At 67.4% G+C, this 24021-nt stretch carries 19 protein-coding genes, 1 tRNA gene and 1 riboswitch; of the genes, 15 read left to right on the top strand and 5 right to left on the bottom strand.

All coding sequences use genetic code 11. From position 1 onward, the window contains the following. Positions 1 to 3 precede the first annotated feature (3 nt). Positions 4 to 990 (top strand): bile acid:sodium symporter family protein, encoded by a 987-nt coding sequence (locus OXQ33_RS12050; RefSeq protein ID WP_267434934.1) that lies wholly within the window; start codon positions 4 to 6, stop codon positions 988 to 990. Positions 991 to 994: 4 nt separating this feature from the next. Here the strand turns inward: OXQ33_RS12050 and OXQ33_RS12045 are convergent, their stop codons facing one another. Together OXQ33_RS12045 and OXQ33_RS12040 are read right to left on the bottom strand one after the other, a co-directional pair. Then, a complete protein-coding gene (locus OXQ33_RS12045; RefSeq protein WP_267434933.1) occupies positions 995 to 1900 on the bottom strand; it encodes a LysR family transcriptional regulator in 906 nt (301 codons plus the stop codon). 223 nt (positions 1901 to 2123) lie between these two features. Beyond that, positions 2124 to 2210, bottom strand: a tRNA-Leu gene (locus OXQ33_RS12040). A gap of 104 nt (positions 2211 to 2314) precedes the next feature. Between OXQ33_RS12040 and OXQ33_RS12035 the strand changes: the two genes are divergently transcribed. The 7 genes from OXQ33_RS12035 (at position 2315) to OXQ33_RS12005 (ending at position 12858) form a co-directional block, all read left to right on the top strand. Next, positions 2315 to 3247 (top strand): complex I NDUFA9 subunit family protein, encoded by a 933-nt coding sequence (locus OXQ33_RS12035; protein ID WP_267434932.1) that lies wholly within the window; start codon positions 2315 to 2317, stop codon positions 3245 to 3247. 83 nt (positions 3248 to 3330) lie between these two features. Next, complete coding sequence (locus OXQ33_RS12030; protein WP_267434931.1) at positions 3331 to 4140, top strand: undecaprenyl-diphosphate phosphatase; 810 nt, start codon at positions 3331 to 3333, stop codon at positions 4138 to 4140. A gap of 153 nt (positions 4141 to 4293) precedes the next feature. Continuing rightward, positions 4294 to 5745 (top strand): NAD(P)-dependent oxidoreductase, encoded by a 1452-nt coding sequence (locus OXQ33_RS12025; RefSeq protein WP_267434930.1) that lies wholly within the window; start codon positions 4294 to 4296, stop codon positions 5743 to 5745. Positions 5746 to 5789: 44 nt separating this feature from the next. Next, complete coding sequence (gene gltB, locus OXQ33_RS12020; protein ID WP_267434965.1) at positions 5790 to 10307, top strand: glutamate synthase large subunit; 4518 nt, start codon at positions 5790 to 5792, stop codon at positions 10305 to 10307. Positions 10308 to 10675: 368 nt separating this feature from the next. Next, on the top strand, positions 10676 to 11752 hold the full coding sequence (locus OXQ33_RS12015) for an AI-2E family transporter (protein ID WP_267434929.1): 1077 nt from the start codon (positions 10676 to 10678) through the stop codon (positions 11750 to 11752). Positions 11753 to 11920: 168 nt separating this feature from the next. After that, positions 11921 to 12460 carry an OmpA family protein gene (locus OXQ33_RS12010; RefSeq protein ID WP_267434928.1) on the top strand — a complete coding sequence of 180 codons (540 nt, stop codon included), beginning with the start codon at positions 11921 to 11923 and terminating at the stop codon, positions 12458 to 12460. Positions 12461 to 12510: 50 nt separating this feature from the next. Then, complete coding sequence (locus OXQ33_RS12005; RefSeq protein WP_267434927.1) at positions 12511 to 12858, top strand: hypothetical protein; 348 nt, start codon at positions 12511 to 12513, stop codon at positions 12856 to 12858. Between the two features lie 585 nt (positions 12859 to 13443). Here OXQ33_RS12005 and OXQ33_RS12000 read toward each other — a convergent pair. Further along, positions 13444 to 14496 carry a low specificity L-threonine aldolase gene (locus OXQ33_RS12000; protein WP_267434926.1) on the bottom strand — a complete coding sequence of 351 codons (1053 nt, stop codon included), beginning with the start codon at positions 14494 to 14496 and terminating at the stop codon, positions 13444 to 13446. A gap of 48 nt (positions 14497 to 14544) precedes the next feature. Beyond that, positions 14545 to 14655: riboswitch (SAM-I-IV-variant riboswitch) on the bottom strand. A gap of 112 nt (positions 14656 to 14767) precedes the next feature. On the opposite strand from OXQ33_RS12000, the gene OXQ33_RS11995 reads away from it, so the two are divergent. Together OXQ33_RS11995 and OXQ33_RS11990 are read left to right on the top strand one after the other, a co-directional pair. Then, positions 14768 to 15835 carry a LacI family DNA-binding transcriptional regulator gene (locus tag OXQ33_RS11995; RefSeq protein WP_267434924.1) on the top strand — a complete coding sequence of 356 codons (1068 nt, stop codon included), beginning with the start codon at positions 14768 to 14770 and terminating at the stop codon, positions 15833 to 15835. A 171-nt stretch (positions 15836 to 16006) separates the two neighbouring features. Then, a complete protein-coding gene (locus tag OXQ33_RS11990) occupies positions 16007 to 17431 on the top strand; it encodes a sugar porter family MFS transporter (RefSeq protein ID WP_267434923.1) in 1425 nt (474 codons plus the stop codon). Between the two features lie 202 nt (positions 17432 to 17633). Here OXQ33_RS11990 and OXQ33_RS11985 read toward each other — a convergent pair whose 3' ends face one another. Beyond that, positions 17634 to 18860 (bottom strand): ROK family transcriptional regulator, encoded by a 1227-nt coding sequence (locus OXQ33_RS11985; protein ID WP_267434922.1) that lies wholly within the window; start codon positions 18858 to 18860, stop codon positions 17634 to 17636. A 162-nt stretch (positions 18861 to 19022) separates the two neighbouring features. Then, positions 19023 to 20234 carry a PQQ-dependent sugar dehydrogenase gene (locus tag OXQ33_RS11980; protein WP_267434964.1) on the bottom strand — a complete coding sequence of 404 codons (1212 nt, stop codon included), beginning with the start codon at positions 20232 to 20234 and terminating at the stop codon, positions 19023 to 19025. A 177-nt stretch (positions 20235 to 20411) separates the two neighbouring features. Between OXQ33_RS11980 and rimP the strand changes: the two genes are divergently transcribed. The 5 genes from rimP to OXQ33_RS11955 all read left to right on the top strand — a co-directional run. Beyond that, on the top strand, positions 20412 to 20990 hold the full coding sequence (gene rimP / locus OXQ33_RS11975) for a ribosome maturation protein RimP (RefSeq protein ID WP_267434921.1): 579 nt from the start codon (positions 20412 to 20414) through the stop codon (positions 20988 to 20990). Then, positions 20990 to 22609 (top strand): transcription termination factor NusA, encoded by a 1620-nt coding sequence (gene nusA, locus OXQ33_RS11970; protein ID WP_267434920.1) that lies wholly within the window; start codon positions 20990 to 20992, stop codon positions 22607 to 22609. The genes rimP and nusA overlap by 1 nt, the downstream gene beginning before the upstream one ends. After that, positions 22609 to 22845, top strand: a complete 237-nt coding sequence (locus OXQ33_RS11965; RefSeq protein WP_076710289.1) for a 4-oxalocrotonate tautomerase family protein — start codon at positions 22609 to 22611, stop codon at positions 22843 to 22845. The genes nusA and OXQ33_RS11965 overlap by 1 nt, the downstream gene beginning before the upstream one ends. 76 nt (positions 22846 to 22921) lie before the next feature. Continuing rightward, positions 22922 to 23629 carry a DUF448 domain-containing protein gene (locus tag OXQ33_RS11960; protein ID WP_267434963.1) on the top strand — a complete coding sequence of 236 codons (708 nt, stop codon included), beginning with the start codon at positions 22922 to 22924 and terminating at the stop codon, positions 23627 to 23629. After that, positions 23626 to 24021: translation initiation factor IF-2 associated domain-containing protein (locus tag OXQ33_RS11955; RefSeq protein WP_267434919.1), on the top strand; the 396-nt coding region annotated here is incomplete at its 3' end. The genes OXQ33_RS11960 and OXQ33_RS11955, both read left to right, overlap by 4 nt.

Raw genomic sequence — 24021 nt, 5'->3', positions numbered from 1 at the left:
GCGATGATCCGCCGACTGCTCGCCACCATCGAACCCTATGTGCTGATGCTGTTGGCGACGGTGCTGATCGCGACGCTGCTGCCGCCGCGCGGGGTCGGCGTCCCCTTCTTCGACATCGTCGCCGATACCGCCATCGTCGCCTTGTTCTTCGTGCACGGGGCGAAGCTGTCGCGCAGCGCGCTGCTGGCGGGGGTGCGGCACTGGCGGCTGCATTCGGCAATCCTGGCGACCAGCTTCGTGATCTTCCCGCTGCTCGGCCTCGTCATCGGCGGGCTGGCCGCGCCCAACCTGGCGACCGGCCTGTTGTTCCTGACCCTGCTGCCCTCGACGGTGCAGTCCTCGATCGCCTTTACCGCCATCGCGCGCGGCAATGTCGCGGCGGCGGTGTGCAGCGCGTCGCTGTCCAACCTGCTGGGCATCGCCGTCACGCCCGCGCTGGCCGCCTTGCTGTTGCCCGGCGCCGGCGGGGTCGCGATGTCCTTCGATTCGGTGCGCACCATCGTCCTGCAATTGCTGGTGCCGTTCGCGGCCGGGCATTTGCTGCGCCCCTGGATCGGCGGGTGGATCGCGGCGCGCAAGCGGCTGGTCACCACGCTGGATCGCGGGTCGATCCTGCTGGTCGTCTATACCGCGTTCGGCGCGGCGGTGAGCGAGGGGCTGTGGTCGCGGGTCGGGGCGGCGGAACTGGCCGAGTTGGTGGGGTGGTGTGCGCTGCTGCTGGCGGTGGTGCTGGTGCTGACCGGGGTGATGGCGCGCGCGATGAAGCTGGCCCCGGCGGACGCGGTCGTGATGCGCTTCTGCGGGTCGAAGAAGAGCTTGGCGACCGGCGTGCCGATGGCGGGCGTGCTGTTCCCGCCCGCGCAGGTCGGCATCGTGCTGCTGCCGGTCATGGTCTTTCACCAGTGGCAGCTGATCGCCTGCGCCTTCCTGGCCCGGCGGCTGGCCGATGCGGCGGAGGCCGAGCCCGTGGCGGTGAGCGCGGCGGCATAGGCGGTCATTCGCCGAGCAGCGCGAATTCCTCCTTCAGGATATCCACGAAACTGCTGAGATAGATGGGCAGCACCCGCCCGCGTTGCAGCAGCATCGAGACGCTGGCCGGGCGGACGATCCCCTCGGCCAGCGGCACCCAGCACAGCTCGCCCGCCGTCAGTTCGCGCTCCAGCCCGATGCGCGAGAGGAAGGCGATGCCGATGCCGGCGCGGACCAGGTTCTTCAGCGTGTCGATCCGCTCGACCGTGGCGATGCGCTTCAGCGGCACGTCGCTGGCGTCGAACAGGTCGTGGAGGACGCTTTGCTTCAGCCAGTCGTCGTTCGGCGTCACCACCGGATGCGGGATACAGTCGGCGAGCGTCACCCGGTCCAGCGCGGCGAGCGGGTGGCCCGGCGGTACGATGACGCCGATCGGTGTCTGGACATGCGCCACGGTCGCGGTGCGCGGGGTGCCCGTCAGGTCGAACGCGCAGATGACGTCCGCCTCCTTGGCCAGCAATTCCGCCTTCACCCGGTGATTGTCCCCGGCCAGTAGCGAGAATTCGATCAGGGGAAAGCGTTCCTGGTGGCGGGCGATGGCGCGGGGCACGAGCTGGTCGGCCAGGCTCTCGGCGGCGGCGATGCGGATCAGCCCCCGCTCCCCGCCGCGCAGCCGCAGCATTTCGTGATGCAGCGCGACGCTCTCCCGCTTCCAGCGCCGGATATAGCTGAGCAGCGCCTCGCCCGCCGCGGTCGGGCGTATGCCGCGCGGCATACGGACGAACAGCTGCACCTGAAGTTCGTCCTCCAGCTGCAACAACTGACGATTGACCGCCGATGAGGCGATGTTGAGCGATTCCGCCGCCTTGCGGATCGATCCCTGGCGGATCGCCTGATCGAAATAGATCAATCCCGTCTTGATCAGGACCATCGTCGCTTTCGCCCCGTCACCGAACTTGTCTTGCGGCTGTCGGGTCGGTCATCCGCAAAGGGGGGAATATTGGCAAGCATATTGTTGCCCCGATCGTCGCCCGGTCCGGGGGACCGAAAACATCGGTACCGAATTCGGCCCGTCGCGCGAAAGTAACGCGACAAGCACGTGTCGGCGGCCGTCTTTCGACAGCCGCCTCACATTTTCCACCAATGTTGGAAAGTGGTGCCCAGAAGAGGACTCGAACCTCCACGACCTTGCGATCGCCAGCACCTGAAGCTGGTGCGTCTACCAATTCCGCCATCTGGGCACGGGGTAGGCCCGCGCCTTTAGGGGAGGGTTCGAATCCTTGTCAACGGCTTTTTTGCGGGGCAAAGGGGCGTTGCACGAAAAATCTGGCGAATAAGGACGGGCATGACGAACAAGCTGGTGACGCTGATCGGCGGCGGGGGCTTTCTGGGCCGCTATGTCGCACGCGAGTTGATGCGTGACGGAACGCGGGTGCGGATCGCGCAGCGCGATCCGCGTCAGGCCTATTTCCTGCGCACCCAGGGCGGCCTGGGCCAGACCCAGTTCGTCGCGGTCGATATCGCCCGGCCGGACACGGTGGCGCGCGCGGTCGAGGGGGCGGATGCAGTCGTCAATCTGGTCGGCGTGATGGGCGGCAATATGCAGCGTATCCATGTCGATGGCGCGCGCGCCGTCGCCGAAGCCGCTCGCCATGCCGGTGTCGGCGCGCTGGTCCATGTCTCGGCGATCGGCGCGGACGAGAATGGCGCGGCGGCCTATGCCCGCTCCAAGGGGCAGGGCGAGGCGGCGGTGCGTCAGGCTTTCCCGGACGCGACCATCCTTCGCCCCTCGATCGTGTTCGGTCGCGAGGATCAGTTCGTGAACCGGTTCGCGGGCATGGTGTCGGCCCCGATCGTCCCGATCCTGCGCGCGGGCGTGAAGTTCCAGCCGGTCTTCGCCGGGGACGTGGGCGAGGCGGTGGCCGCCGCGCTGCGCGATCCCGAAGCGCATGGCGGCCGCACCTATGAGCTGGGCGGGCCGGACGTGATTTCGATGGGCGAGCTGGTCCGCTGGATCGCCAAGACGCTGGGTCGCAAGCCGAATTTCGTCGAACTGCCAGACTTTGCCGGTGCGCTGCTGGCCCGCCTGCCGGGCTCGCCGATCAGCCGGGACCAGTGGCTGATGCTGCAACAGGACAATGTCGCCGCCGCCGGTGCGCCGGGTCTGGCCGAACTGGGCGTCACGCCCGCACCGCTCGCGACGGTCGCACCCGACTATCTGGTGCGGTTCCGCAAGGCGGGGCGTTTTGGACGACGGACGGAGACCCTGGCGGCCTGAACCGTCCCGGTCTCGCCGTCTTTGCCGTTTCGCTCATCGCCCCGTCGCCCTATGGCGGCGGGGCTTATTTTTTGGGGACTCGCGTGAACGATCTGATAGCCGCCATCATCCTCGGCATTGTCGAAGGGGTCACCGAATTCCTGCCGGTATCGTCCACTGGCCACCTGATCCTGGCGGGCGCGCTGCTCGGCTATGACGACGCACGGTGGCAGATGTTCAACATCGTCATCCAGCTGGGCGCGATCCTGGCGGTCGTCGTCCTCTATTGGCGGACCTTCTGGACGGTGCTGGTCGGGCTGGCCAAGCGCGATCCCGGCTCGATCCGCTTCGTGCGCAACCTGCTGATCGCCTTCATCCCCGCCGCCGTGATCGGCGTGCTGGCGAAGAAGCATATCGAGGCGCTGCTGCTCCAGCCCAAGGTCGTGGCGGTCGCCCTGATCGTCGGCGGCGTCGCGATCCTGGTCATCGAGCGGCTGGTGAAGCCCGGCAATACGCGCGGCATCGCGGCGGTTCCGGCCCGGACGGCGCTGGGCGTCGGCTTCCTTCAGTGTCTGGCGATGATTCCGGGGGTCAGCCGCTCCGGCGCGACGATCCTGGGCGCGCTGACCCTGGGCGTCGAGCGGCGCACGGCGGCGGAGTTCAGCTTCTTCCTCGCCATCCCCACCATGCTGGGCGCCAGCGTCGTGGAGACGGCGGGGCATATGGATGCCATGCGCGCGGGGAACAGCGTCGGACCGCTGGAGATCGCGATCGGCTTTATCGTGGCGTTCGTCGTCGCGTTGCTGGTGGTGCGCTGGTTCGTTGGAATCGTGGGAAAACATGGTTTCGGCCCCTTTGCCTGGTACCGAATCGTGGCGGGCGGCATCGCTCTGGCCCTATTGAGCATGCATTGATACCGAACCGGACCTTATTTATTGCGGGTTGGTCGCAATAAGCGGCTTCCGCCCGGTTCGGGGCATATAAATAGGGCATATACTATGTCCTATATGTCGATTTCGAGGTGACATAAGGTCGTTCGCGCAATATCCGGCTCTTCGGAGGCGCATATGGCGAACGATTCTATGCTGAAGTTTGTAGGCCGTGATCAGGCTTATCCTGCGAAGCGGGCCGCGACGGTTCGTGCGGAGGATTTCCGCGAGATCGCCGAACGTTATGCGCCCCCGGCGGCGGAGGATCAGGCCGGGCGCTGCTCGCAATGCGGCGTGCCCTATTGCTCGGTCCATTGCCCGCTGCACAACCATATCCCCGACTGGCTGCGCCTGACCGCCGAGGGGCGGCTGCGCGAGGCTTATGAGCTGTCCAACAGCACCTCGACCATGCCCGAGATCTGCGGTCGCATCTGCCCGCAGGACCGGCTGTGCGAGGGCAATTGCGTCATCGAATTTTCGGGCCACGGCGCGGTCACGATCGGATCGGTCGAGAAGTTCATCACCGACACCGCCTGGGAAGAAGGCTGGGTCGAGCCGCTGGTGCCGGGGCCGGAGCGGGGCCAGTCGGTCGCGGTGATCGGCGCGGGGCCTGCGGGCCTGACCGCCGCCGAATATCTGCGCGTGTCGGGCTATGAGGTCCATGTCTATGACCGGCACGACCGGGCGGGCGGCCTGCTGACCTATGGCATCCCCGGCTTCAAGCTGGAAAAGCCCGTCGTCATGCGCCGGGTCGAGCGGCTGAAGGCGGGCGGCATCGTCTTCCACGAGGGTTTCTCGGTCGGCGAGGATGCGACGTTGGAGGAACTGCGCCGCCGCCATGACGCGGTGCTGATCGCGACCGGCGTGTACAAGGCGCGCAATGTCGATGTGGACGGTTCGGGCGCGAACGGCGTGATCGCCGCGCTCGACTATCTGACCGCGTCCAACCGCAAGAGCTTCGGCGACGCGGTCGAGGCGTTCGAGAACGGCTCGCTCAATGCCGAGGGCAAGAATGTCGTCGTGATCGGCGGCGGCGACACCGCGATGGACTGCGTCCGCACCGCGATCCGCCAGGGCGCCAAGTCGGTGAAGTGCCTCTATCGCCGCGACCGCGCGAACATGCCGGGCTCGCAGCGCGAAGTCGCCAATGCGGAAGAGGAAGGCGCCGAGTTCGTCTGGCTCTCCGCGCCGCTCGGCTTCGAAGGGGGCGAGACGGTGACGGGCGTGCGCGCCGCCAAGATGCGGCTGGGTGCGCCGGACGCTAGCGGACGGCGCGCGCCGGAGGCCGAGCCGGGTGCCGACCATCTGCTGGAGGCGGACATGGTCATCAAGGCGCTGGGCTTCGATGCCGAGGATCTGCCGAGCCTGTTCGGGACGGCCGAACTGGGCGTCAGCCGCTGGGGCACCGTGCTGGTCGATGGCCGTACGCTGATGACCAGCCTGGACGGCGTGTTCGCCGCCGGGGACATCGTGCGCGGTGCGTCGCTGGTGGTCTGGGCGATCCGCGACGGCCGCGACGTCGCCAAGGCGATGCACCAGTGGCTGAAGGCGCGAGCCAAGACCGCCGCGCGCGAAAGGCAAGCGGCATGATGCGCGATGCCACCCCGATGCAGGACGTTCCAGCAGGACAAGACATGATGACCGACCAGCGCCAATATCTCGCCGAGCATGGCATGTACCGCCCCGAGTTCGAGGGCGATGCGTGCGGCGTCGGTATGGTCGCGGCCACCGATGGCCAGCCCTCGCGCCGGGTCGTCCAGTCGGCGATCGATGCGCTGAAGGCCGTGTGGCACCGTGGCGCGGTCGATGCGGACGGCAAGACCGGCGACGGCGCGGGGCTGCATGTCGACCTGCCGCACCGCTTCTTCGACGATGCCATCGCGGCGTCGGGGCACAAGGTGCTGCCCAACCGTCTCGCGGTCGGCATGATCTTCATGCCGCGCACCGACCTGGGCGCGCAGGAGACCTGCCGCACCATCGTCGAGAGCGTGATCATTGAGGCGGGCTATACCATCTATGGCTGGCGCCAGGTGCCGGTCGACGTGTCGGTCATCGGCCTGAAGGCGCAGGCGACCCGGCCCGAGATCGAGCAGATCATGATCGCCGGGCCGATGCCCGACGAGGTCGATGCCGCCGAGTTCGAGAAGAACCTGTATCTGGTCCGCCGTCGCATCGAAAAGCGGGTGATCGCGGCGCAGATCAGCGGCTTCTATATCTGTTCGCTGTCCTGCCGCTCGATCATCTACAAGGGGCTGTTCCTCGCCGAGAGCCTGTCGGTCTTCTATCCCGACCTGCAGGACCATCGGTTCGAGAGCCGCGTGGCGATCTTCCACCAGCGTTATTCGACCAACACCTTCCCGCAATGGTGGCTGGCCCAGCCGTTCCGCTGCCTGGCGCATAACGGTGAGATCAACACGATCCGTGGCAACAAGAACTGGATGCTCAGCCACGAGATCCGCATGGCCTCGATCGCGTTCGGCGACAATTCGGAGGACATCAAGCCGGTGATCCCGGCGGGCGCGTCCGATACCGCCGCACTCGACGCGGTGTTCGAGGCGATCTGCCGGTCGGGCCGCGACGCGCCGACCGCCAAGCTGATGCTGGTGCCCGAGGCATGGCAGAAGGATCTCGACGCGCCCAAGGCGCATGCCGACATGTACCAGTATCTCGCCTCCGTCATGGAGCCGTGGGACGGCCCCGCCGCGCTCGCCATGACCGATGGCCGCTGGGCGGTGGCGGGCATGGACCGCAACGCGCTGCGCCCGCTTCGCTATACGCTGACCGCCGACGGCCTGCTGATCGTGGGTTCGGAAAGCGGCATGGTCGTGGTGCCGGAGTCGACCATCACCGCCAAGGGCCGTCTGGGCCCGGGGCAGATGATCGCCGTCGATCTGGCCGAGGGCAAGCTCTACGACGACCGCGCGATCAAGGACCAGATTTCGGGCGAGCAGGACTATGCCGCGATGATCGGCGAGTTCCTGACCATGGACCAGCTGCCCCAGCCGACCGAGGAGCAGGCGCTGGTGCGGATGCCCCGCGCCGAAATGCTGCGCCGTCAGGTCGCGGCAGGCCAGACCATGGAGGATATGGAGCTGATCCTGTCCCCCATGGCCGAGGGGGGCAAGGAAGCGATCGGCTCGATGGGCGACGATACGCCGCTGGCGGTCATTTCCGACAAGCCGCGCCTGATCAGCCAGTTCTTCCGCCAGAATTTCTCGCAGGTCACGAACCCGCCGATCGATTCTTTGCGCGAACGCTATGTGATGTCGCTGAAGACCCGGTTCGGCAATCTCGCCAACATCCTCGACACCGAGGATCGGCGTGAGCGCGTGCTGGTCCTGCCGTCCCCGGTCCTGACCGGCGCGGACTGGCACCGGCTGAAGGCGCATTTCGGGCGTTCGGCGGCCGAGATCGACTGCACCTTCGAGGCCGATGGCGGTCCCGATCGCTTACGCGCCGCGATCCAGCGTATCCGCAACCAGGCCGAACAGGCGGTGCGCGAAGGCCGTTCCGAGCTGTTCCTGACCGACGAGCATGTCTCCGAAGACCGCGTGGCGATCGCGGGCGTGCTGGCGGCGGCGGCGGTGCACACGCATCTCGTCCGCCGGGGCCTGCGCTCCTATGCGTCGATCAACGTGCGCTCGGCCGAGTGCCTCGACACGCACTATTATGCGGTGCTGATCGGCGTCGGCGCGACTACGGTGAACGCCTATCTGGCCGAAGCCGCCATCGTCGACCGCCACCAACGCGGGCTGTTCGGCGACCTTAGCATCGAACAATGCCTGACCAACCATCGCACCGCGATCGAGGACGGCCTGCTCAAGATCATGGCCAAGATGGGGATCGCGGTGATCTCCAGCTATCGCGGCGGCTATAACTTCGAGGCGGTGGGCCTGTCGCGCGCGCTGGTCAACGACCTGTTCCCCGGCATGCCCGCCAAGATTTCGGGCGAGGGTTACAACTCGCTCCATTATTCGGCGATGCTCCGCCACGAGGCCGCCTGGGACCAGCATGTCGCGACGCTGCCGATCGGTGGCTTCTATCGCCAGCGTGATGGGGGGGAGACCCATGCCTATTCGGCGCAGCTGATGCATCTGCTTCAGTCGGCGGTAGCGACCGACAGCTATTCGACCTATCTGCAATTCGCGCGCGGGGTCGGCGACCTGCCGCCGGTCTATCTGCGCGACCTGCTCCAGTTCAACTTCCCCTCGGAAGGCGTGCCGGTCGATCAGGTCGAGGCGATCACCGAGATCCGCAAGCGCTTCGTGACGCCGGGCATGTCGCTGGGCGCACTGTCGCCGGAGGCGCATGAGACGCTGGCCATCGCGATGAACCGGATCGGCGCGAAGGCCGTGTCGGGCGAGGGCGGCGAGGACAAGCTGCGCTACCAGCCCTATGACAATGGCGACAACGCCAACTCGACGATCAAGCAGATCGCGAGCGGTCGCTTCGGCGTGACGGCGGAATATCTGAACGCCTGCGACGAGATCGAGATCAAGGTCGCGCAGGGTGCCAAGCCCGGTGAGGGCGGGCAGTTGCCCGGCTTCAAGGTGACCGAGTTCATCGCCAAGCTTCGCCATGCGACGCCGGGTGTGACCCTGATCTCGCCGCCGCCGCACCACGACATCTACTCGATCGAGGATCTCGCGCAGCTCATCTATGACTGCAAGCAGATCAACCCGCGTGCGCGCGTCTGCGTGAAACTCGTCAGCTCGGCGGGCATCGGCACGGTCGCGGCGGGTGTGGCGAAGGCGCATGCCGACGTCATCCTGGTCTCGGGCCATGTCGGCGGCACGGGCGCCAGCCCTCAGACCTCGATCAAGTACGCCGGGACCCCGTGGGAAATGGGGCTGTCGGAGGTCAACCAGACGCTGACCCTGAACGGCCTGCGCGGGCGTATCCGGTTGCGCGCCGATGGCGGCCTGAAGACCGGGCGCGACATCGTGATCGCGGCGATCCTGGGCGCGGAGGAATTCGGCATCGGCACGCTGAGCCTCGTCGCCATGGGCTGCATCATGGTGCGCCAGTGCCATAGCAACACCTGCCCGGTGGGTGTCTGTGTGCAGGACGAGCGGCTGCGGGCCAAGTTCACCGGCACACCGGAAAAGGTCATCAACCTGATGACCTTCATCGCCGAGGAAGTGCGCGACATCCTGGCGCGGCTGGGCGTCCGTTCGCTGGACGAGGTGATCGGGCGGACCGAGCTGCTGCGCCAGGTCAGCCGCGGTGCCGAGCATCTCGACGATCTCGACCTCAACCCGGTGCTGGCGAAGGTCGATGCGACCGATGCCGAGCGGCGGTTCAGCCTGTCGACCTTCCGCAACGAAGTGCCCGACAGCCTGGATGCGCAGATCATCAAGGATGCCGCAGCCGTCTTCTCGCGCGGCGAGAAGATGCAGCTGACCTATTCGGTGCGCAACACCCACCGCGCTGTCGGCACGCGGCTGTCGAGCGAGATCACCCGTAAGTTCGGGATGAGCAAGCTGGCCGACGGGCATGTCACCGTGCGTCTGCGGGGCAGCGCGGGCCAGTCGCTGGGCGCGTTCCTGTGCAAAGGCGTGACCCTGGAAGTGTTCGGCGACGCCAACGACTATGTCGGCAAGGGTCTGTCGGGCGGCACGATCATCGTGCGCCCGGCGGTCAGCTCGCCGCTGGCCAGCCAGAAGAACACGATCATCGGCAACACCGTCCTCTACGGCGCCACCAGCGGACGCCTGTTCGCGGCGGGCCAGGCGGGCGAGCGCTTCGCGGTGCGCAATTCGGGCGCGACCGTGGTGGTCGAGGGCTGCGGCGCCAATGGCTGCGAATATATGACCGGCGGCATCGCGGTGGTGCTGGGCGAAGTCGGCGCGAACTTCGGGGCGGGGATGACCGGCGGCATGGCCTTCATCTACGATCCGGAGGAGCGTTTCCCGCGCCGCGCCAACCCCGAGAATATCGTGTGGCAGCGTCTGGCTTCCGCGCATTGGGAGGGCGTGCTCCGCGATCTGGTCGCCGAACATGCCGAGCGTACCGACAGCAAGTGGTCGAAGGGCCTGTTGGAGGACTGGGACCGCGTCGCCGGGCATTTCTGGCAGGTCTGCCCGAAGGAAATGCTCACCCGCCTGGCGCATCCGCTCGACGACAGCGTCGAGGCGGTGGCGGCGGAGTAAGGTTGGCCATTCCTCCCCTGGAAGGGGAGGTGGCAGGGCGAAGGCCTGACGGAGGGGTGTCGCGCCATCGAGAGGGCGACACCCCTCCACCATGCTGCGCATGGTCCCCCTCCCTTGCAGGGGAGGATCGGGCTTTTTCAAGCCGTTCAGCCTGAGCGAAGTCGAAGGCCAAGGGAATCCCTTTCCCCGGTATCCCAGGAAAGGTTCAGGCGTGGCCTTCGACTTCGCTCAGGCTGAACGGGCCGGGGGAGGGCGGCTTTACCGCCGTGCTCAAAATCGATGACACCCCGTCATCCGATTAACCCAAGTCACGGAACCGTTGCGGCGACGTGACGGTTAGGCCGCGATGCGAATGGGGGAGGGTTAGGATGATCATCGACCGGCAGAAGATCGAACGGGGAGGATTCATCCTCTTCCTGGCGCTCATCACCATCGGCCTGATCGCGGTCGTTTCCGGCTTTCTCGTCGCTCTGCTGTGGGCGGGGCTGGCGGCGATCCTGTTCCGGTCGCTGTTCCACTGGCTGCTGGAGAAGACCGGGGGGCGGCGCAACACCGCCGCCGGGCTGACCATGCTGATCATCACCTTCGCGGTGGTCGTGCCGACCCTGTTGATCGGCAGCATGGTCGTGGATCAGGCATCAGGCGTCTATCTGAAGATGCGCAGCGGCCAGATCGACTTCGCGCAATATTTCCAGCAGGTGCGCGACGCGCTGCCCAGCCGTCTTCGCCAGATGATGGACAGTTCGGGCATCGGCAGTTTCGAGGGATTGCAACAGCGCGTCTCGCGCACATTGAGCAGCAGCGTCAGCCAGATCGCGACCCAGGCGCTGTCGATCGGGCGCAACGCCTTCGCCTTCGCGCTGGCCTTCGGCGTCGGCCTCTATGTCGCCTTCTTCCTGATCCGCGACGGCGACCGGCTGGGGCCGAATTTCGTCCGTGCCTTGCCACTGGAGCAGGGGGTGGCCGTCCGGCTGGCCGACAGCTTCGTCGCGGTGGTGCGCGCGACGATCAAGGGGTCGGTCATTGTCGGGCTGGTCCAGGGCGCGCTGGGGGCGATCACCTTCTGGATCGTCGGGGTGCCCGCCGCTTTGCTCTGGGGCGTGCTGATGGCGATCGCGGCGCTGCTGCCCGCGATCGGTCCGGCGATCATCTGGGTGCCGGTTGCCATTTACCTGCTGGCGACGGGTGCGATCTGGCAGGGGGCGGTGGTCGTCGCCTCGGGCGTGCTGGTCATCGGCCTGGCCGACAATATCCTGCGGCCCATCCTGGTCGGACGCGACACTGGCCTGCCCGACTGGATCGTGCTGCTGACCACGCTGGGCGGGATCGAGATGCTGGGGCTGAGCGGCATCGTCGTCGGCCCGGTGGTCGCCGCGCTGTTCCTGGCGGGGTGGCGTATCCTGAGCGAGGAGCGCGGCGTCATCCCGCCCCCCACCGGGGAATAGCCCGGCACGCCTGTCTCGATCTGGTCCGTTCCCCCAAGCATCGTGTCGCGCTTCTCCGGTTTGCGCCGCAGCAATCGTCCCCTTATGGTTCACATCCGAGCGGATCGGTCGGGGCCGGACCGGGCAAGGGGGATGCGAATGCGGATGCGATCGGGGGGGCTGGCGGCCATGACCGGGCTCGCCTTGGCTTTGGCCGGATGCGACACCGGCGATACGGCGGTCGCCCGCGCGGCGGGGGCCAAGGGCGTGTCGATCGAACTGCCGGTCCCCGACCCGTCACCCTCCGCCGATACCAGCGGGGCCGTGCCCCCCAAATCCGACGCCTTGCCCGGTGAGGTCGCTGCCAACCCCGGGGCCAGCCTGTCGACCATCGGCTTTGCCGAGGGCGGCGCGGCGTTGGACCGGGATGCCCGCGCGGCGCTCGACCGGCTCGCCGCCGATCCCAGGGTGAAGGGCGGCCATATCGTGCTCAGCGGCCATTCGGACAGCGAGGGGGATGACGAGGCCAATCGCATCATGTCGCGCAAGCGGGCCGAGGCGGTGCGCGACTATCTGGCGGGCAAGGGGATCGCCCGCGCCGACATGAAGCTCATCGCGCTGGGCGAGACGCGCCCCATCGCCCCCAATGCAAAGCCCGATGGCAGCGACGACAGCGCGGGCCGTGCGCGCAACCGCCGGGTGGAAATCGAACTGGCGTCCGCCCGCTGAGCCACCGAGCAGAGATTGCCGACCCGATGACCGCCGCCTAAGGCACGGAGATGGCCAAGGGTGATCGACTGGCGCGGCTCGACGCGCTCCGCGAGGATATGGAACGCGACTATCGCGAGGCACTGATCGCCGCGCTGAAGACGACCGCGGCGGGCAAATGGGGGCTGTTCGACCATCGCAAGGACCGGACGGCCCGTGCGGCGGCGGCTCCGATCGTGGCGCAACTGACCGAGATGGGCGAGGAGATCGACGCGGCAAGAACCCAGCTGGGCCTGCCGCCCTTTGCGCTTCACGCCGAATTTCTCGCGTCACGCGGCCCGGTTGGGCCAGAGGCCGTCGGTGAGCCCAAGCAGGCGCAAGCCTGGCTGGATCGCCTCGCGGCCGAAACCGCGCCGTAGCGGCGCATCGGAACGCGGCGCGGAATGGGCGTACCACGACGAGGCCGACCAAAGCTCGTCCGTGGTGACGATCTGCGAAACCCGGGAATGCCGCCGACCGGTGCCGGAGCCACTCTGGTCCATCGGCGACCGTCTGGATGGCCGGTTCCAGACGAGCCGATAGGATCACTGCATCCTCATGGCCGACGGGCGCGGGTTGTCGGGGCGAAGCCTGGAGCCAATCGTCATTCACCCATTCCTCCCCTGGCAGGGGAGGTGGCAGGCCGTCAGGCCTGATGGAGGGGTGTCGCGCTCTCGATAGCGGGGACACCCCTCCACCATGCTGCGCATGGTCCCCCTCCCCTTACAGGGGAGGAAGGGGGCCTCTCCTGCTTGAAGGTCGATCCCGCCCAGGAATTCAACCGAAGACACCAATCCTTTTTTGCGCGCAGAGGCGCGGAGGGCGCAGAGACATCATACCCTCTCGGTAGCGCGCCGCATGAATCCGTCGCCTCAGGCTCAACCTCTCTGCGTTCTCCGCGCCTCCGCGCGAACACATTCTTCGCGTCTTCGCGTCTTCGCGTGAATAGGAACGTCGATCCGGCCTTAAGCCGCCTGCAACGCCTCCACCGCCACCGCCGCGATGTCGTCGCCCAGCTGGTCCACCCGCGCCGGGTCGGCGTCCCAGGCGAACATGAAGCGCGCGCCGCCGCCGATGAAGGTGTAGAAGCGCCAGCCGCGTGCCCGCAGGCCATCCAGCACGGCGGGCGGCGCGCTGAGGAACACCGCATTGGCCTCGACCGGGAACATCGGCGCGATGCCTGGCAGGCCCGCCACCCGGTCGGCCAGCCGCCGGGCACAGGCATTGGCGTGCGCGGCGTTGGACAGCCATGCGCCGCTGTCGAGCATCCCGATCCAGGGTGCGGCCAGATAGCGCATCTTGGACGCCAGCTGCCCCGCCTGTTTGCAGCGATAGTCGAAATCCTCCGCCAGCACGGGGTCGAAGAACAGGATCGCCTCGCCCACCGCCATGCCGTTCTTGGTCCCGCCGAAGCACAGCACGTCGACCCCGGCGCGCCAGGTCATGTCGGCGGGCGAGCAGCCGAGCGCGGCACAGGCATTGGCGAAGCGCGCGCCGTCCATATGCAGCCGCAGCCCCAGATCGCGGCAGGTGGCCGACAGCGCATGGATCTCGGCCAGCGTATAGACCTGCCCCGTCTCGGTCGGCTGGGTGATCGTCACCGCGCGCGGCTTGGGGAAGTGGATGTCCGAGCGGCCGGTGGCGAGCGCGCGCACCGCCTCGGGCGTCAGCTTGCCGTCGTCGGTCTGCGCGACCAGCAGCTTGGAGCCGTTGGAGAAGAATTCCGGCGCGCCGCACTCGTCGGTTTCGACATGCGCGGAGGCCGAACAGATCACGCTGTGGTAGCTCTGGCAGAGCGCGGCGAGCGCCAGCGAATTGGCCGCCGTGCCGTTGAAGGCGAAGAACACCTCGCACTTGGTCTGGAACAGCGTGCGAAAGGCGTCGGCGGCGCGGTCGGTATAGGGGTCCTCGCCATAAGCGGGGACATAGCCGCGATTGGCCTGATCCATCGCGGTCCAGGCTTCGGGGCAGATGCCCGCGTAATTGTCGCTCGCAAATTGCTGGGGGGCCACGTCCATCACAAATCCTTCGTCCAATCGGGCGAGTCGGATGGAGGAGAAAGTGGCTGATCGTCCCGTTGTTGCCGGTCTGGCCACATCCCCCTCCTTGTCGGAGAGGCACCACCTTGCCGGGGGGCAGGTTGGTGCCGGGCGACGGCCCGACTCTTGATGCTGATGCGGCCCCTAGACGTCCGGCCCGGGGGAATCAAGCGCTACCATCGGGGCACTCCTTACAGAAACATGCGCAAAGCATTGCGTCTCGCGCCCGAAAGGTGGAAGCGTAAACGTTATGAGCATCAGGACTTCGCGCCGCGGCAGCAGCGCTCCCACGATCAGTGACGTCGCCCGCGCCGCCGGTGTTTCGTTGATGACCGTCTCGCGCGTCATCAACAACGAGGCCAATGTCCGCCCCGCCACCCGCGAAAAGGTGGAGGCGGCGATCGCCCAGCTCAACTACGCCCCCAACCCCGCCGCGCGCAGCCTGGCGGGGGCGGCGCAGATCCGCATCGGCATGCTCTACAGCAACCCCAGCCAGGGATTCCTCAGCGAATTCCTGCTCGGTACGCTCGACCAGGCGTCACGCCTCGACGTGCAGATGGTGGTCGAGAAATGCGAGATCGGCGATCACGAGGTCGAGGTGGCGCGCCACCTGATCAAGGGCGGTATCGACGGCGTGATCCTGCCGCCGCCCCTTTGCGAGGCGGAGGCGGTGCTGGCGCTGCTGCGCGAGGCGGGGGTGCCCTCGGTGGTGGTCGCGACCGGTCGCGCGCCCGAGGAGATGCCCGACACGACCATGGCGGTTCAGATCGACGACCGCGCGGCGGCGGAGGAGATGACCCGGCATGTGATGACGCTGGGCCATCGTCGGATCGGCTTCATCTGCGGCAACCCCAATCTGACCGCCAGCGCGCGGCGTTACGAGGGGTTCCGCGCCGCGCTGGAGGCGATGGGCGTGCCGTTCGACGAGGATCTGGTCGCGCCCGGCCTCTATACCTATCGCTCGGGGCTGGACGCTGCCGAGCGGTTGCTCGACCTGCCCGAGCCGCCGACCGCGATCATCGCCTCCAACGACGACATGGCGGCGGCCAGCGTGGCGGTGGCGCACCGGCGCGGGCTGGACGTGCCGAGCGACCTGACCGTGTGCGGCTTCGACGACACCACCCTGTCGACGACGATCTGGCCCGAACTGACCACCATCCACCAGCCGATCGCCGATATGGCGCGCGCGGCGGTGGAGATGATGGCGACCGTCATCCGGCAGAAGAATGGCGATGCCGCCCCGCACCGTCTGCTCGACTACAGCCTGATCCGCCGCCAGTCGGACGCCGCCCCGCGTCGCCGCCCGCGCGAAATCTGATGCGCGGGGACATTCCGTCGCAATGGGGGAATGGCGGTAAATGCGCATGCTTGACGGCGCGGTGTTTTAAGATAGCGTTACCATGATGACCGGTCGCATATCGCGCCGGTGACAGAGCATTGCCGTGTCGATAGGCGAAGACGCCATGCACGGATCAGGAGAGGGCCCGAGGTGACCGACAAGACAAGGGGATTGGACGCTGGCAGCGTCAATCATGGTTTCATCACCGCGATCGTCGCCGTCGCGACCATCGGCGGTTTCATGTTCGGCTATGATTCGGGGGTCATCAACGGCACCCAGAAGGGGCTGGAGGCCGCCTTCGATCTCGGTCGCCTGGGCGTCGGCGTCAATGTCGGCGCGATCCTGGTCGGCTCGGCGATCGGTGCGTTCGGGGCGGGCCGCCTGGCCGATGCGATCGGCCGCCGCAACGTCATGATGCTGGCCGCCGGCCTGTTCCTGGTCAGCGCGCTGCTGGCGGGGGCGGCGAGCAGCTCGGCCATCTTCATCTTCGCGCGCATCATCGGCGGTCTGGGCGTCGGCGCGGCCAGTGTCATCTCGCCCGTCTATATCTCCGAAGTGACGCCCGCCGCGATTCGCGGTCGCTTGTCGAGCGTGCAGCAGGTGATGATCATCACCGGCCTGACCGGGGCCTTCGTCGCGAACTTCGCGCTGGCGCGCTATGCCGGTGGCTCGACCGCCGAATTCTGGCTGGGCTATCCCGCCTGGCGCTGGATGTTCTGGCTTCAGGCGATCCCGGCGGCGATCTATTTCGCGGCGCTGTCGATCATCCCGGAAAGCCCGCGCTTCCTGGTCGCCAAGGGCCGCGATGGCGAGGCGCACACCGTCCTGACCAAGCTGTTCGGCCAGGCCGAGGCGACCCGCAAGGTGGCGGAGATCCGCGCCAGCCTGGCCGCCGATCATCACAAGCCCAAGCTGTCCGATCTGGTCGACAAGACCACCGGCAAGATTCGCCCGATCCTGTGGGCGGGCATCGGTCTGGCGATCTTCCAGCAGCTCGTCGGCATCAACGTCGTCTTCTATTACGGCGCGACCCTGTGGGAAGCGGTCGGCTTCTCCGAGGATTATGCGCTTCAGACCAACATCCTGTCGGGCGTCTTGTCGATCGCGGCCTGCCTGTTCACCATCGCGACCGTCGACAAGATCGGGCGCAAGCCGTTGCTGCTGATCGGATCGGCGGGCATGGCGGTGACGCTGGCGATCGTCGCCTATGCCTTTTCGACCGCCGTCACCGGTGCGAACGGCGGCGTGACCCTGCCCGGCAACAATGGCGTGATCGCGCTGGTCGCGGCGAACCTGTACGTCATCTTCTTCAACGCGAGCTGGGGCCCGGTGATGTGGGTCATGCTGGGCGAGATGTTCCCGAACCAGATCCGCGGTTCGGGCCTGGCGGTGTCGGGCTTCGCCCAGTGGATCGCCAATGCCGCCATCTCGGTCAGCTTCCCGGCGCTGGCCGTGTCGCCGGGCCTGAGCGTGACCTATTTCGGGTATGCCTTCTTCGCGGCGGTCTCGTTCTTCTTCGTTCGCGCGATGGTCAACGAAACGCGCGGTCGCGAATTGGAGGATATGGCGGGCTGATAGCCGCTGGACTTGGTAAGATGCCTGAAGGGCTCGCTTCCAAAGGGGAGGCGGGCCCTTTTGTTCTTTCCCTACCCTCGTTCAGCCTGAGCGAAGTCGAAGGCCACGCCGGACCGTTCCCGGTGCCTTGGAGGCGCGGGATTCCCTTGGCCTTCGACTTCGCTCAGGCCGAACGGGGTTAGGGTTGGAGTAGGGGGAGGGGCTAACCCCGCCCGGCTTGGATCAGGATCGAGTCGGACGGCAGCAGCCGGTCCATGAAGGGCAGCATCGCCGCGCCGATCGCCGGGGCGTCCTGTGCCGTGCGGGCGGGACGGATGACCGGGCGGGCGGGTAGTTCGATCCCCGCCAGCGCCTGGCGCAACCCCTCCGCCAGCCGGTTGAGCAGCCAGGCGGGCAGGCGTCCGCCGATCAGGATCGCATGCGGATCGAACAGGGTCGTGACCGCGACGAAGGGCTGGATCAGCGAGGCGATCGAATCGACGATCCACTGGTTGAGCACGGCGGACAGCTTCGGGTCGTCATGCTCGCTGAGCGTCTCGGGCGACTCCAGCCGAAGGCCCGCCGCCGCCAGCCGGACCTGAAGCCCCGCCAGCGACACGGTGTCCTGCACCACCGCGCCCGGCCGGTCGGCGGTGGGATCGGGCATCAGGCCGATCTCGCCCGACCGGCGATGCGCGCCGCGATGATAGCTGCGGTCGATGATCAGCCCGCCCCCCAGGCCCGCCGTGATCAGCAGGTAGAAGAAGCTGGGGCACTCGAAATCCTGGTCATACTGTGCCTCGCCCAGCGCGGCGGCGGCGGCGTCGTTGTCGCGGTGGATCGGCCAGGGCAGCAGCGGGGCGAGCAGCGTCTCCAGATCGACCCCGACCCAGGCGTCATAGCCGCGCGTCTGGTTGGGCAGCGACCGGTCGACCCCGTCCGGCATCGCCACCCCGACGCCCAGCACCCGCGAACGGTCGACGCCGCCCTCCACCAGCGCGGGACCCAGCGTGTCGCGGATGAAGGCCAGCACGTCGTCGGGGCTGGCGAAACCGATCTCTCGCGTCGCGCGGGCGCGAACCCTGCCGCTCAGATCGAGGATCGCGATGGCCAGATGGTCGCGATCGATGGTCAGGCCGATGCCGAACGCGCCGTCGGGGCACAGTTCGATCTTGAGCGCGGGCTGGCCGCGCCCGCGATGCAGCCGCCCGGCGGTACGGATCAGCCCCATCTCGGTCAGCCGCCCGGTGATGTTGGCGATGGTCGGCGGGGTCAGGCCGGTCTGGTTGGCGATGGCGATCCGGGTCGTTTCGCCGTGGATGCGGATCACCTGGAGCACGGTGCGCAGATTATAGTCGCCCGCGCGCTCCAAATTGGTGCCGGACAGGCCGCGCGACAGCCGGGCGTCGCGCGAATGCACCTCGACCGTGCGCGCACGACTGGGCGGCATGCGGTAGGTCAATGGCATCTCACGCGTCTCCCCTTATGGGGAAGCGAGGCGTTTTCGCCCTTCTCCGCCCGGTCACAGGATCGCCTTGCCGCCCGCGCCGGTCAAGTAAATTGTCCGACATTCGCGCCGTGCCGCCCCACCTGATGGGCGGGACGAGCCGGATCAGGAGGGGGTGGCCGGGGTCAGGCGGATCAGCCGCCCTTGCGATTCGCCGCCATCCTCCAGCACATAGATGGCGCCGTCCGGCCCCTGCTCGACCTCGCGGATGCGCGCGCCCATGTCCCATTGGTCGCCCTTGGCCGCATTGGTGCCGTTCAGGTCGACGCGGACCAGCGACTTGCTCGACAGTCCGCCGATAAAGGCGTCGCCGCGCCATTGCGGGAAGAGCGAGCCCGAATAGATCATCAGCCCGCCCGGCGAGATGACCGGGTTCCACCAGACCTTGGGCGCTTCGTAACCATCGCCCGCGCGGTGGTCGGGAATGTCGCGCCCGTCATAATGCGATCCGTTGGAGGCGTTGGGCCAGCCATAGTTGCGGCCCGGCAGGATCAGATTGACCTCGTCGCCGCCCTTGGGCCCCATTTCCTGCTCCCACAAATTGCCTGAGGCATCGAAGGCGATGCCGAGCAGGTTGCGATGGCCATAGGACCAGACCGCCGGGTCGAAGCCTTGCGCGGCCAGCGGATTGCCCGGCGCGGGCTGGCCGTCCGGGGTCAGGCGCAGCACCTTGCCCAGCGTCGCCTTGGGGTCCTGTGCCGGCGTGAATTTCTGCCGGTCGCCCGCCGTGAAGAACAGATATTGGCCATCGGGGGAAAAGGCGATGCGGCCCGAATAATGGCCGTCGCCGGTCACCGCCGGACTGGCCCGCCAGAGCGCCTCGATCTCGGCGAGGCGGGCCGCGCCATTGGTCTCCTGCAACCGGCCGCGCGCCAGCACGACCCGCTTGCCGCCCTCGGCCGCGGCGGAATAGCTGAAATAGATGCGCCCCGACTGTGCGAAATCGGGGGCGAGGACCACGTCCATCAACCCGCCCTGGCCCGCCGAATCGACCGGGATGGTCGCGATCGTCTGACGCTGTTGCCCGTCCGCGCCGACCAGCAGCATCCGACCGTCCTTCTCGGTGACCAGCATCCGCCGGTCGGGCAGGAAGGTCATCGCCCATGGCGCGTCGAAATCGGCGATGACGGTGCGGCCGAAAGGCTGGCCGTCGACCACCGTCGCGGGCGGCGTGGCGGAGGCGGAGGGCGAGGGGGACGGCGTGCCGCCGGGAGCGACCGCGACCGGCGGTGTCGCACCCGTCTCGTCGGGTCCGGGACCATTGCCCGAACAGGCGATCAGCGCCACCGGCAGGGTGGCGAGCAGCGGCAATCTCATCATCGTCTCTCCCGTCCGGGGCCGTATCGGCCCCGATCATGCGGGGTAACGTTTCGATATGCGCGCTTGTTTCGCAAGAGAGTTGCGCGTATAGAATGCGGCATTCTCTTACATCGTCGGGTGAAAGAGGCTGCGGGACGGGTTCCGCGGCAGCGCACCGGCACATCTGGAGCTTTCATGGCGGACATCGCCCTTCTGACGCAACTCATCGAACCCGAGGCCAAGGCGCTCGGCTTCGAGCTCGTGCGCGTGAAGATGTATGGCGGCACGTCGGACCCCACGCTTCAGGTGATGGCCGAGCGTCCCGATACGCGCCAGCTCAACATCGACGATTGCGCCGACCTGTCGCGCCGGATTTCCGACGTGATGGACGCACTGGAGGAACAGGGCCGCGATCCGATCGACCATGCGTATCGGCTGGAGGTCTCCTCGCCCGGTATCGACCGCCCGCTGACCCGGCTGAAGGACTTTGCCGACTGGGCGGGGCATGAGGCGCGGATCACGCTCGCCGAGAAGCGCAATGGCCGCAAGCAGTTCAAGGGCGACCTGGCCGGGGTCGAGGGGGACAGTGTCGTCATCGTCGATGGCGAGGAGGTTCGCCACGAACTGCCCTTCGCCGCGATCGAGGACGCCAAGCTCGTCATGACCGACCGGCTGATCGCCGCGACGGTGCCGCTGTCCGTCGAGGGCGCGGAAGAGGTTTATTATCAGGACGCGCCCGAACAGGACGGCGCCACCACGGAAGGACGGCACTGATGGCTACCGCCATTTCCGCCAACAAGGCGGAACTGATCGCGATCGCGAATGCGGTCGCCTCGGAAAAGATGATCGACAAGGGCATCGTCATCGAGGCGATGGAGGACGCGATCCAGCGCGCCGCCCGTGCCCGCTACGGCGCCGAGAACGACATCCGCGCGAAGCTCGATCCGAACTCGGGCGACCTCCGCCTGTGGCGCGTCGTCGAGGTGGTCGAGCAGGTCGACGATTATTACAAGCAGATCGACCTGAAGGGCGCCGAGAAGCTGCAAAAGGGCGCCCAGATCGGCGACTTCATCGTCGATCCGCTGCCTCCGATCGAATTCGGCCGCATCGCGGCGCAGGCGGCCAAGCAGGTCATCTTCCAGAAGGTCCGCGACGCCGAGCGCGACCGTCAATATGACGAGTTCAAGGACCGCCAGGGCGAGATCATCACCGGCGTCGTCAAGCGCGTCGAGTTCGGCCATATCGTCGTCGATCTGGGCCGCGCCGAGGGCGTGATCCGTCGCGACCAGCAGATCCCGCGCGAAGTCGTCCGCGTGAACGACCGCATCCGCTCGCTGATCCTGAACGTCCGCCGCGAGAACCGTGGTCCGCAGATATTCCTGAGCCGGGCGCACCCGGACTTCATGAAGAAGCTGTTCGCGCAGGAAGTGCCCGAAATCTATGACGGCATCATCGAGATCAAGGCCGCCGCACGCGATCCGGGCAGCCGCGCCAAGATCGGCGTGATCAGCCATGATTCGAGCATCGATCCCGTCGGCGCCTGCGTCGGCATGAAGGGCAGCCGCGTGCAGGCCGTCGTGCAGGAGATGCAGGGCGAGAAGATCGACATCATCCCCTGGTCGCCCGACACCGCGACCTTCGTGGTGAACGCGCTCCAGCCCGCCAATGTCAGCCGCGTCGTGATCGACGAGGAAGAGGACCGGATCGAAGTCGTCGTTCCCGACGATCAGCTCAGCCTCGCCATCGGCCGTCGCGGCCAGAATGTGCGCCTGGCCAGCCAGCTGACCGCCAAGGCGATCGACATCCTGACCGAGGCCGACGCCTCCGAGAAGCGCCAGAAGGAGTTCGTCGCGAATTCCGAGCTGTTCCAGAACGAACTGGACGTGGACGAGACGCTCGCCCAGCTGCTGGTCGCCGAGGGCTTCGGCGCACTGGAAGAGGTCGCCTATGTCGAGCTCGACGAGCTGGCCGCGATCGAGGGCTTCGACGAAGACCTGGCGCAGGAGCTGCAGAGCCGTGCGCAGGAAGCGCTGGACCGCCGCGAACAGGCCGCCCGTGACGAGCGTCGTGCGCTGGGCGTCGAGGACGCGCTGGCCGAGATGCCGTATCTGACCGAGGCGATGCTGGTCACGCTGGGCAAGGCGGGCATCAAGACGCTGGACGATCTCGCCGACCTGGCGACCGACGAACTGGTCGAGAAGAAGCGCGCCGAGCCGCGTCGCCGTGGCGACGACGCCCCGCGTCCCGCCCCCAAGGGCGGCATCCTGGCCGAATATGGCCTGAGCGACGAGCAGGGCAACGAGATCATCATGGCCGCTCGCGCCCACTGGTTCACCGACGAGGAAGAGCCCGTGGCCGAGGAAGCGACTCAGGCGGAGGGCGACGAAGCCTGATGCCGTTCGTCTCGATCCGTCTGGCGGGCACCGCCTCCAAGCAGCAAAAGGCCGAGATCGTCGCCGACGTGACTCGTTCGCTGGTGGAGCGGCTGGGCAAGAACCCGGCCGCCGTCCAGATCGTGATCGAGGAGGTCTCCACCGAAAATTACGGTGCGGGCGGTCAGTTGATCGCCGACCGTGACGCCCCCGCCTCGAACCCCCCGGGAGACGCGCATGCGGAACCGGGACAATGAGCGCGCGGGCGTAAATACCGCTCCGGCCGGAAAGGGCCGGGGTCCCCGGAATGCCGCGAAGGCCGCCCGCGACTCGATCGACGGGCCGGTCCGCCGCTGCATCCTGTCGGGCGAGCATGACGCACGCCCGCACCTGATCCGTCTGGCGCTGGCGCCCGACGGGCGGGTCCTCCCCGATGTCCGCGCCAAGGCGCCGGGCCGGGGCGGCTGGATCGGCGTGACTCGCGCCGAACTGGAAACCGCGATTCAGAAGGGGCGGTTGAAGGGGGCCTTGGCGCGCGCGTTCAAGACGGGCGAGTTCGTCATTCCCGACGACTTGCCCGACCTGATCACCGCCGCGCTGGAGCGCAATGCGCTCGACCGGCTGGGCCTCGAGTCGCGCTCGGGGATGCTCTTGACCGGATCGGACAAGATCGCGACGGCGGCGCGCTCGGGACAGTTGCACGCGCTCTATCATGCGTCCGATGCGGGCGAGGATGGGTGCCGCAAGCTGGCTCAGGCGTGGCGCGTGGGATCGGACCGTGAAGGTTCGGATCTCAAGGGGTTGGCACTGCCCGCCACACGCCCCATATTGTCATTGGCGTTGGGCCGCGAAAATGTGGTACACATCGGCCTGACAGATCGTAACGCGGCAAAGCGGGTGAGCGAAGCGCTCGACCGCTGGCTGCATTTTATCGGACCCGACCCTGTGGCAACGCCTTGCGAAACGGCCTCGCAAGGCGCATCGGCGTCCGACCTTACTGGTGACCGACCGGCCGTGACCGTACACGAGGATTTTGAGTGAGCGAGACCGACAACGACAAGCCGAAACTCGGAATGCGCCAGCCCCTGGGGCTGAAGCGCACGGTCGAGACCGGCAAGGTGAAGCAGAGCTTCAGCCACGGCCGCTCGAACACCGTGATCGTCGAGACGAAGCGCCGTCGCGTCCTGGGCCCGCAGGGTGGAGCCCCCGAGGCGACCGCGCCTGCGCCGACTCCGGCACCGGCCGCCCCCGTGGCGGCCGCGCCGGTCGCCCCGCCGCGCCCCGTTCCGTCGAACGAGACGGCGCAGGAGCGTCAGGCCCGCCTGCTGCGTGAGGCCGAGGAACAGCGCCTGGCGATGCAGGAAGAATCGCGTCGCCGCGAGGATGCCGAGCGTCAGCAGCGCGCCGAGGAGGAGCGTGCGCGCGCCGAAGAG

This window comes from Sphingomonas sp. GM_Shp_1, from assembly GCF_026540895.1.
Taxonomy (GTDB): domain Bacteria; phylum Pseudomonadota; class Alphaproteobacteria; order Sphingomonadales; family Sphingomonadaceae; genus Sphingomonas.
The sequence above is the reverse complement of the archived record's forward strand: the minus strand, read 5'-3'. Positions and strand labels throughout refer to the sequence as shown.

What these genes read in the sequence shown, in the direction of transcription:
- OXQ33_RS12050 (WP_267434934.1), top strand. Translation starts at nt 4, where the DNA reads ATGATCCGCCGACTGCTCGCCACCATCGAACCCTATGTGCTGATGCTG.
- OXQ33_RS12045 (WP_267434933.1), bottom strand. Translation starts at nt 1,900, where the DNA reads ATGGTCCTGATCAAGACGGGATTGATCTATTTCGATCAGGCGATCCGC.
- OXQ33_RS12035 (WP_267434932.1), top strand. Translation starts at nt 2,315, where the DNA reads ATGACGAACAAGCTGGTGACGCTGATCGGCGGCGGGGGCTTTCTGGGC.
- OXQ33_RS12025 (WP_267434930.1), top strand. Translation starts at nt 4,294, where the DNA reads ATGGCGAACGATTCTATGCTGAAGTTTGTAGGCCGTGATCAGGCTTAT.
- gltB (WP_267434965.1), top strand. Translation starts at nt 5,790, where the DNA reads ATGATGACCGACCAGCGCCAATATCTCGCCGAGCATGGCATGTACCGC.
- OXQ33_RS12015 (WP_267434929.1), top strand. Translation starts at nt 10,676, where the DNA reads ATGATCATCGACCGGCAGAAGATCGAACGGGGAGGATTCATCCTCTTC.
- OXQ33_RS12010 (WP_267434928.1), top strand. Translation starts at nt 11,921, where the DNA reads ATGACCGGGCTCGCCTTGGCTTTGGCCGGATGCGACACCGGCGATACG.
- OXQ33_RS12005 (WP_267434927.1), top strand. Translation starts at nt 12,511, where the DNA reads ATGGCCAAGGGTGATCGACTGGCGCGGCTCGACGCGCTCCGCGAGGAT.
- OXQ33_RS12000 (WP_267434926.1), bottom strand. Translation starts at nt 14,496, where the DNA reads ATGGACGTGGCCCCCCAGCAATTTGCGAGCGACAATTACGCGGGCATC.
- OXQ33_RS11995 (WP_267434924.1), top strand. Translation starts at nt 14,768, where the DNA reads ATGAGCATCAGGACTTCGCGCCGCGGCAGCAGCGCTCCCACGATCAGT.
- OXQ33_RS11985 (WP_267434922.1), bottom strand. Translation starts at nt 18,860, where the DNA reads ATGCCGCCCAGTCGTGCGCGCACGGTCGAGGTGCATTCGCGCGACGCC.
- OXQ33_RS11980 (WP_267434964.1), bottom strand. Translation starts at nt 20,234, where the DNA reads ATGAGATTGCCGCTGCTCGCCACCCTGCCGGTGGCGCTGATCGCCTGT.
- rimP (WP_267434921.1), top strand. Translation starts at nt 20,412, where the DNA reads ATGGCGGACATCGCCCTTCTGACGCAACTCATCGAACCCGAGGCCAAG.
- nusA (WP_267434920.1), top strand. Translation starts at nt 20,990, where the DNA reads ATGGCTACCGCCATTTCCGCCAACAAGGCGGAACTGATCGCGATCGCG.
- OXQ33_RS11965 (WP_076710289.1), top strand. Translation starts at nt 22,609, where the DNA reads ATGCCGTTCGTCTCGATCCGTCTGGCGGGCACCGCCTCCAAGCAGCAA.